This window comes from Pseudomonas fluorescens (assembly GCF_902497875.1).
In the GTDB taxonomy this organism is placed as follows: Bacteria; Pseudomonadota; Gammaproteobacteria; order Pseudomonadales; family Pseudomonadaceae; genus Aquipseudomonas; species Aquipseudomonas fluorescens_BR.
The window spans coordinates 1-1,820 of record NZ_CABVHY010000105.1 but is presented as its reverse complement, the minus strand read 5'-3'; the positions used below and the strand labels follow the sequence as shown (position 1 = coordinate 1,820).

At 57.6% G+C, this 1,820-nt stretch carries 1 protein-coding gene; it reads right to left on the bottom strand.

Going from position 1 to position 1,820, the window contains the following annotated elements; genetic code table 11:
* Window positions 1-375 precede the first annotated feature (375 nt).
* Complete coding sequence (locus F8N85_RS33865; protein WP_150807346.1) at window positions 376-1,803, bottom strand: GGDEF domain-containing protein; 1,428 nt, start codon at window positions 1,801-1,803, stop codon at window positions 376-378.
* Between the last annotated feature and the right edge of the window lie 17 nt (window positions 1,804-1,820).

The following is a 1,820-nucleotide window of genomic DNA, read 5'->3' as shown; positions in this document are numbered from 1 at the left end:
GACACAGTACGGTTTCGCGAGGGGAAGTAGACATTGGCTGAGCTCCGTGCAAGGTCCAAAAAGCTGGCCTTCAGCATCGGCGTTTTTTCAGTCGTTGCCTAGCTAGCAGAACTGCTAGGGTTTTGGGCTTGCAGGAGTATCAGAAGTTGGCGACACGGAGTGCTGGGTTGTTTCGTCTGGATCCGGGGTGGTGCTATCGCGAGCAGGCTCGCTCCCACAGTGGGTCTGTGTACATCCGCAAGAGCCAGGCCGGCTGTCAGGCCGCCTTCGCAGGTAAGTAGGATCGCCGCACCGCCCCTCCCACAGGATTTTCAGCGAGCCCGGAAAACAGCCGGGATATCGATGCCGACGCTTTCAGCAACTTCGAAATGAGGGTCAGGGCAGAGGTTGGAGGCTGGTTTTGATGGCAGTGACCACCCGGTTACGGCCTTGGTGTTTAGCGTGATACAGGCGTTGATCGGCTACACGCAGAATGGCCTCGATGGTGTCGCCGTCGCGGCCGGATTGCGATACACCGATGCTCACTGTGACCGCGCTTGACCGCTGCAGGCCATTAAAAGAAGTCTTTGCAACGGTGCTTCGCAGATGCTCGGCGACTACCTGCGCGCCTTCGAGTGAAGTCTGAGGTAGCAGTATCATGAACTCTTCCCCGCCCACTCGGGCTACGCCGTCATACGGCCGGATCGAATCGAGGCATTTCTGCACGAACCTCTTCAGGATGTCATCGCCAACCTGATGCCCGAAGCGATCGTTGATCGCCTTGAAATTGTCGAGATCGAGCGCCAACACAGAGAATGGCGCACCGCCGCGCGCGGTCCGGCCAATTTCGGCTTCGACCCGCTCCATGAACCGACGGCGATTATCAGCACCTGTCAGTGGATCGGTCGCCGCCAGGTGCCCGAGTTCCTGATTGGTGCGCTGGAGTTCCTGCAGGGCGCTCTCGGTATACGCCATCGCCTCGGAAAGACGCACCATCAGCTCCTCTTGGCTGTAAATCTTCGAGAACGACCGCGTGGTGAGGAATGCTTGCACGACCCCATAGCTCAACAGGAAGAATCCAGCGGCGAAGATCACATGAGCGAGCCACCACATGTGGTTCCACGGACGGGCAAGAATAAAGGCGAGAGAGGACAATGCGAACGCGGTGACCGAGATGACAACAATCACCATCAGCGGCGAACTGATACGGCGCAGCAGGAGCATTGCCACGGTCAATGTGGAAAGAACGAGGGCACCACCTTCCAGCGAGAGGCGCACCGCGAGATGGCCGGCGATCGACGAATTCGCGACGTACGCCACTGCCAGGTCAACCAGCAGGAACAGTCCTATCCAGGTCAACCACGGGCGGACCTTCATTCGTTGGTCCGGGGCATCAGGTGGGCGGTGGTACGAAAGCATTCCGACTAACAGCAGACTCGCCATGACCAGTCGAGAGGCCGGTCCATAAAGCAGGAAGAGCCAGATATTGTGGTGTGCGAGTCCGGTGAACGCACCATGCAACGCGTAGATCAGCACAAAACCGAGAAAGCCAAGCGTCATCCATCGCAGCAGCGGGTCTCCCGATGACTGATAGCAGCGCCACGTTACGTAAGTCACAAACAAGCCTGCCAAGGTGGCTGCCGTGATCGCAATGATATGGAACAGGTGGTTCTCGAATATAAGGGTGGGGTCTTGAAAGAAGTACAAGTAGCCAATCAGATAGGCTGGAACAAACGCAAATCCTGCGAGCAGCACGCAGGCATAAACCTTGATCATGATACGGACGGCTTCAGGTGGCTCGCCGGTGGCGACGATATTGGTCATGGTTCCCTCCGATTTCA